The sequence below is a fragment of the Milkweed yellows phytoplasma str. MW1 genome, assembly GCF_000309485.1.
Taxonomy (GTDB): Bacteria; Bacillota_I; Bacilli_A; order Acholeplasmatales; family Acholeplasmataceae; genus Phytoplasma.
Genome location: NZ_AKIL01000005.1, coordinates 1 through 6515, shown reverse-complemented (window position 1 = coordinate 6515; position 6515 = coordinate 1). Strand labels below are relative to the sequence as shown.

The following is a 6515-nucleotide window of genomic DNA, read 5'->3' as shown; positions in this document are numbered from 1 at the left end:
TTTTTAAAAAATAAAATAAAAATGGTGTAAAATGAAAATTATTTTCGATGGACAAAAACAAGGGAATGTTTTCGATTTTGTTGAAAAATTAGGCTTTCCTAAGGAACATGTTAAAAAATTTAATAACAAAGAAGAATTTTTTTTAGTCACTAAAACAGTTAAATTTGGAGAAATTTCTAATGAAATAGAAAAATTTTTAGAAAAAAATTCTCATTTAGCGATTGGAGTGGCCGTTTCTGGAAATAAAAACTATGGTTCTAATTTTGGAAAAGCAGGAGAATTAATTTCTAAAAAATTTAATATACCTTTAATATTAAAATTCGAAGGAAAAGGGTTTTCTGAAGATATAGATTTTTTACAAAAATGGTTAAAAAACTATAAAAAAGAAAATAAAAAAATGGATAAAAATATGTATCAAAATAAAAATGATATAAAAGAAATAAAAAAAGAATCTTTCAATTCTGATAAAAGTAAAATTCCTCAATGGAAAATTTTAAATAACGAAATCATTGATGAAGAAGGGAATATCAAAGATTTAAACAAAGATAAAGAAGCGGTAAAATATTATTTCTTAGAAGAAGTGAATCCTAAATTAAAAAGATTTTCTTCTTTAAAAGAAAAATTAACTTTTTTAACTGAAAATAATTATTATGAAAAAACTTTTTTAGATTTATATAATTACGAACAAATTAAAACTGTTTATCAAATAGCTTATGCTAAAAAATTCCGTTTTCCTTCTTTAATGGGATCTTTTAAATTTTATAATGATTATTCTTTAAAAACTCGCGATAAAAAACATTATTTAGAAACTTATGAAGACCGTTTAGCGATTAATGCTTTATACCACGCTTCAGGAGATTTTGAGTTAGCGAAAACTTTAATCAAAAATTTAATTCATCAAAACTTTACACCTGCGACACCGACTTTATTAAATACTGGTCTTAAAAAAAGAGGCGAATTTGTGTCTTGTTTTTTATTAGAAGCGGGTGATTCTTTAAATGATATTGCTCGTATTATGGAATTTTCTATGCAACTTTCTAAAATAGGCGGCGGAGTTTCTATTAATTTAACTAATTTAAGAGCAAAAGGCGAAACTATTAAAGGAGTTAATAACGCTTGCAAAGGGATTATTGGTGTTGCTAAACTTCTTGATCATGGTTTCCGTTATGCAGACCAAATGGGTCAAAGATTAGGGGCTGGAGCAGCTTATTTAAATATTTTCCATGCTGATATTGAAGATTTTTTAAATTCTAAAAAATTAAACGCTGATGAAGATGTACGTTTGAAAACTTTATCTTTAGGAGTGGTTATTCCTGATAAAATGATTGAATTAGCGAGAAATAACGAAATAATGGCTCTTTTCTACCCTCATAGTGTTTATTTAGAATATGGACTTAATTTCGCTGATATCAGCATTGAGATAGACAAATGGTACGATATTTTAGTTAAAAACCCTAATGTGAAAAAAAGATATGTTAATCCTCGTAATTTATTAGAATTAATCGCTCAACTTCAAGGTGAATCTGGTTATCCTTACATTATGTTCGCTGATAACGTAAACAATAAAAATACTTCTGCAGATAAAATTAAATTTTCTAATTTATGTACTGAAATTCTTCAACCTTCCATCACTTCTCATTACGCTCCTTATGATGAAAGAAAAGATGATCAAGTAGGGATGGATATTTCTTGTAATTTATCTTCCGGTCATATGGGAAATATGATTAAAAATAATGCTATTAAAGAAACCGTTTTTTCCGCTATGGAAATTATGAACTCCGTTTCTTTAAAAACTAATATCGGTTATGTTCCTGGGGTAGCAAAAGCAAACCGTCTTAACCGTAGTGTTGGTTTTGGTATCATGGGTCATCACGGTTATATCGCTGAACAATTGATTTCTTATGGTAGTGAAGAAGATTTAGAATTAATCGATGTTTTCTTTAACGTTGTTAATTACTATTCTTTATTACATTCTAATATGAAAGCTAAACAAACCGGAAAGAAGTTTTATCAATTTGAAAAATCAACTTATGCAGACGGAAAATATTTTGCTGATAAAAAAGCTATTTATCCTACTTTAAATAAGGTTAAAAAAATATTTGAGGGAATCTATTTGCCAACTGATAAAGACTGGTTAGAACTAAAAGAAAACGTGATTAAACATGGTTTATATAACTCACATAGATTGGCTGTAGCTCCTAATGGATCTATTGGTTATATTATGTCTGCTACCCCATCTTTAACTCCTATTAAACAATTAGTGGAAGAAAGAACTTATGGCAATTCTAAAACTTATTTTCCTGCTCCTTCTTTGGCGGAAGTGTCCTTTATGTATAAAACAGCCTATAAAATGGATAATTATAAAATAATTAATGTTATTGCTATGGCTCAAAAACATATTGATCAAGGGATTTCTTTTGAATTATGTATTACTTCCGAGATAAATACTAGAGAATTACAAAAATATTATTTATACGCTCATCATAAAGGTATCAAAACCCTTTATTATACTAGAACTCAAAAATTAAAAGTTAAAGAATGCGAATCTTGCGGAGTTTAAGTTTGAAAAAAGTTTATTCAATAAATAAAAAAATTTTTAATTTTTGAAAAATTATTTCGAAAGGCGAGTTTAAATGGAAGAAAAAGAACTACCAGAACAACAAATTTGGGATCAAATTTTAAAAGATTTGTCTCTTATTTATAGTAACGAAGTTTTTGAAGAAACTTTTTCTAATATTAAAACTCCATATAAAATAGAAGATAGAATTATTTTTATTTTAGTTGAAAATGATTTTATAAAAAATAAAATTGTTTATATTTATTTAAAAAAAATTGAAGAATTATCGGAAAAATATTCTAAACAAAAAATAACTTTTAATTTTATTACTAAGGAAGAAATTAAAAAAGAAAAAGAAGAAGAAATTCAAGAAAAAAGAATAAATTTTAATAGTTATCATTTGGGAAAATTAGAATCTGATTATAAATTTGATAATTTTATTGTTGGTCCGAGTAACATTTTTGCCTTTAAAATGGCTAAACAAATCGCTGAAGCGAAAGTCGTACAAACGAATCCTTTATATATTTTTGGTTCAGTGGGTTTGGGAAAAACTCATCTTATGCAAGCAATTGGTAATTATATTTTTGATAAACATCCTCATAAAAAGATTTTATACGTTAAAGCTGATGGCTTTATTGAAGATTTTACTAATCAATTAAGAAAAGATAAAATGGAAGATTTCAATAATAAATACCGTAATATTGATGTTCTTTTGGTAGATGATATTCAAATAATGGCTGACGCTAAAAGAACTCAAATGGAATTTTTTAAACTTTTTGATTATCTTAATTTGAATAAAAAACAAATCATTATTACCAGCGATAAACCTATTTCTGAATTGAATAAAATTATGGAAAGATTGACTAATCGTTTTAAAGCAGGATTAATAGTAGATATTAAAAAACCTGATTCTAAACATCGTTTAGAAATTTTAAAGAAAAAAATATTTGAGATTGAAGGCGACAACACCAAAATAAAAAAAGAAATTTTAGAATTTATTTCTTCGCGTTTTGGCGATAACATAAGGGAAATGGAAGGAGTTTTGTTAAGACTTTTAAATTATACTCAAATTTATGGGTTAGAAATTAATTTAAAAAATGTAACAGAAGCTCTAGACCCTTTATTAAAAAATAAAAAAAATCTTTCAAAAGAAGAGATAGATGTTAAAAAAATAAAAAATATAGTTAGTGAATTTTATAATATCAGTGTACGCGATTTAATTAGTGGTAAAAAACATAATAAATTTTCTCTACCTCGTCATATCGCTATTTATTTAATTAAAAAAATAAACAATTCTTCTTATGAAATAATCGGCCTGCACTTTAATAAAAGACATCATTCTACTATTTTAAAAGCTTACAGAAAAATAGAGAAAAAAATCAAAGAAAACGAAGAATTGAACAAAACTGTTGAACTTATTATAGAAAAAATAAATAGTTAAAATTAATTTTAAAGAAAAGAAATATAAAATATGAATTTTGAAATAAAAAAAGAAGTTTTATTGCATTTTTTACTCCAAATTCAAAAAATACTTCCTACAAAAACTTTTTTCCCAGTTTATTATAATATTAAAATAGAAATTCAAGAAGATGTTTTGTTTTTAGAAGTCATTAACATGAATATAGCAGCAAGATTAGAAATAAAAGATGAAAGTTTAAAAGTTAAAAAAACCGGTTCTTTAATTATAATTGGAAAGTATTTTATTGATATTATTAAAAAAATTTATTCACCTCTTATCAAGATTTCTTCTATGGATAATAAGTTATTAGTTATCAAAACTTTACCTTCTTCGGAATATAAATTAAAAATGATGAATTTTAACGATTTCCCTTCTATTGATTTTACTTTTAATTTTGAAAAAATTTTTCTTTTAAAAAGTTATTTTTTAAAGAAATTAATTAAAGAAGCTGTTATTGCAACTTCTAAGGACAAACAAAAAATTATTTTAACAGGAGTTAATTTAATTTATAAAAAACCTTTTTTAACCGCTTTATCTACTGATTCTTTTCGTATAAGTCAAAAAAGAATAGAATTGAATTTAGATTACCCTGATTTTAATATTGTTGTTCCTAGTAAAAGTTTAGAAGAAATGAATAAACTTTTAGAACAACAAAAAGATGAAAGTGTTAAAATAGCTATTAATGAACAAAAGCTTTTTTTATGTTCTGAATCTTTATTGTTTCAAACAATTCTTCTTCAAGGTAATTTCCCTTTGATACAACAAATTAAAGAAGAACATTTTTCTTCTTTTATTAAATTAAAAAAAGAAGATTTAACTAAAACATTAGAAAGATTATCTTTATTTTTACCTAAAGAAGAAAATATTTTCAATAATATTGTTCATTTAAATATTGATCGAAATAAAAAAATAGAAATTTTTTCCGGAAGTGAAGAAATAGGAAACGCATCAGAAGAAATTTTACTTTTAGAAGGAAAGGTTGAAGAAAATATCAAAACAGCCTTTAATGTGAAGCATTTAGAAGAAATTTTAAAAGTTTTCCCCGCTAAAGAAATAAAAATTCATTTTGATAATTCGGTCAAACCTTTTATTATTTCTAGCGAAGAAGATAAAACGCTTTTATATTTAATTTTACCATTTTTATAAAATAATTGTTTTTAATGTAAAAACAATTATTTTTTTACTTTTTGGCAATTATTTATTCAAAAAAATTAAAGAAAGAGAGGAAGAAGCAAGATGAAAAATTTAAAAAAAGAAGATTTAGAAATTTATGAATTAATAAAAAAAGAAACTCAAAGACAAGAAGAACATATAGAGTTAATTGCTTCAGAAAATTATGTTTCTGAAGCCGTTTTGGAAGCGCAAGGAAGTGTTTTAACTAATAAATATTCTGAAGGTTATCCGCAAAAAAGATATTATCATGGTTGTGATTATGTTGATGAAATTGAAAACATAGCGATTGAAAGAGTTAAAAAATTATTTAAAGTTAAATATGCTAATGTTCAACCTCATTCAGGTTCACAAGCTAATATGGCTGTTTTTCAATCTTTATTAAAACCTAATGATATTATTTTAGGAATGTCGTTAAACGCTGGCGGTCATTTAACTCATGGTTCAAAAGTTAGTTTTTCTGGTAATTTTTTAAAATCATTTAGTTATGGTGTTTCACCAGACAACGAAATAATTGATTACGAAGAAGTTAGAAGAATAGCGCATGAAACTAAACCTAAATTAATTATCGCCGGAGCTTCTGCTTATTCTAGAATTATTGATTTTCAAGAATTTAGAAAAATAGCTGATGAAGTCAATGCTTATTTGATGGTAGATATGGCTCATATTGCTGGTTTAGTGGCGGCTGACTTACATCCCTCTCCTTTTTTAGCTAATGCTGATATTGTTACTTCTACTACTCATAAAACTTTAAGAGGTCCAAGAGGAGGAATCATTTTAACCAATAATGAAGAAATAATCAAAAAAATTAATAAAGGTGTTTTCCCGGGCATTCAAGGAGGTCCTTTAATGCATGTTATCGCCGCTAAAGCAGTTGCCTTCAAAGAATCTTTAAAAGATGATTTTATTGTTTATCAACAACAAATAGTTAAAAATGCAAAAGCTTTAGCCAACACTTTAAAAGAATTAGGTTATCGTTTGGTTAGTCAAACAACTGATAATCATTTAATACTTATTGATTTGAAGCATAAAAACCCTTTTTTAAATGGCAAATTAGCAGCAGATACCCTTCATAAGGCTAATATAACTGTTAATAAAAATTCTATTCCTTTTGATAAAGAAAAAATTTCTTTAACTAGCGGAATCAGAATAGGAACGCCGGCTATGACGACAAGAGGATTAAAAGAAAAAGATTTTGTTCAAATTGCTCATTTAATTGACCGAGTTTTAAATAATTATGAAAATGAAGAAGTTTTGAAAGCAGTTAAAAAAGAAGTATTGGCGATAACAAAAAAATTCCCTTTAAAGAAAAATTAAATTTTTATTATT

The 6515-nt window shown here is 25.6% G+C and carries 4 protein-coding genes; all 4 read left to right on the top strand.

Annotated features, from left to right (window positions below):
• Positions 1-31 precede the first annotated feature (31 nt).
• The 4 genes from nrdE to glyA all read left to right on the top strand — a co-directional run bounded on the left by nrdE (position 32) and on the right by glyA (position 6503).
• Entirely contained in the window at positions 32-2560 is a 2529-nt protein-coding gene (nrdE, locus tag RI76_RS00070) for a class 1b ribonucleoside-diphosphate reductase subunit alpha (RefSeq protein ID WP_017192083.1), read from the top strand.
• Positions 2561-2633: 73 nt separating this feature from the next.
• Positions 2634-3998: a chromosomal replication initiator protein DnaA gene (dnaA, locus tag RI76_RS00065; protein WP_017192082.1), complete on the top strand. Its 1365-nt coding sequence runs from the start codon at positions 2634-2636 to the stop codon at positions 3996-3998.
• Between the two features lie 30 nt (positions 3999-4028).
• Positions 4029-5162 carry a DNA polymerase III subunit beta gene (dnaN, locus tag RI76_RS00060; RefSeq protein ID WP_017192081.1) on the top strand — a complete coding sequence of 378 codons (1134 nt, stop codon included), beginning with the start codon at positions 4029-4031 and terminating at the stop codon, positions 5160-5162.
• 90 nt (positions 5163-5252) lie between these two features.
• Complete coding sequence (gene glyA, locus RI76_RS00055; protein WP_017192080.1) at positions 5253-6503, top strand: serine hydroxymethyltransferase; 1251 nt, start codon at positions 5253-5255, stop codon at positions 6501-6503.
• Positions 6504-6515 lie beyond the last annotated feature (12 nt).

Coding starts and splice junctions, on each gene's coding strand:
- nrdE (WP_017192083.1), top strand. CDS start 32: ATGAAAATTATTTTCGATGGACAAAAACAAGGGAATGTTTTCGATTTT.
- dnaA (WP_017192082.1), top strand. CDS start 2,634: ATGGAAGAAAAAGAACTACCAGAACAACAAATTTGGGATCAAATTTTA.
- dnaN (WP_017192081.1), top strand. CDS start 4,029: ATGAATTTTGAAATAAAAAAAGAAGTTTTATTGCATTTTTTACTCCAA.
- glyA (WP_017192080.1), top strand. CDS start 5,253: ATGAAAAATTTAAAAAAAGAAGATTTAGAAATTTATGAATTAATAAAA.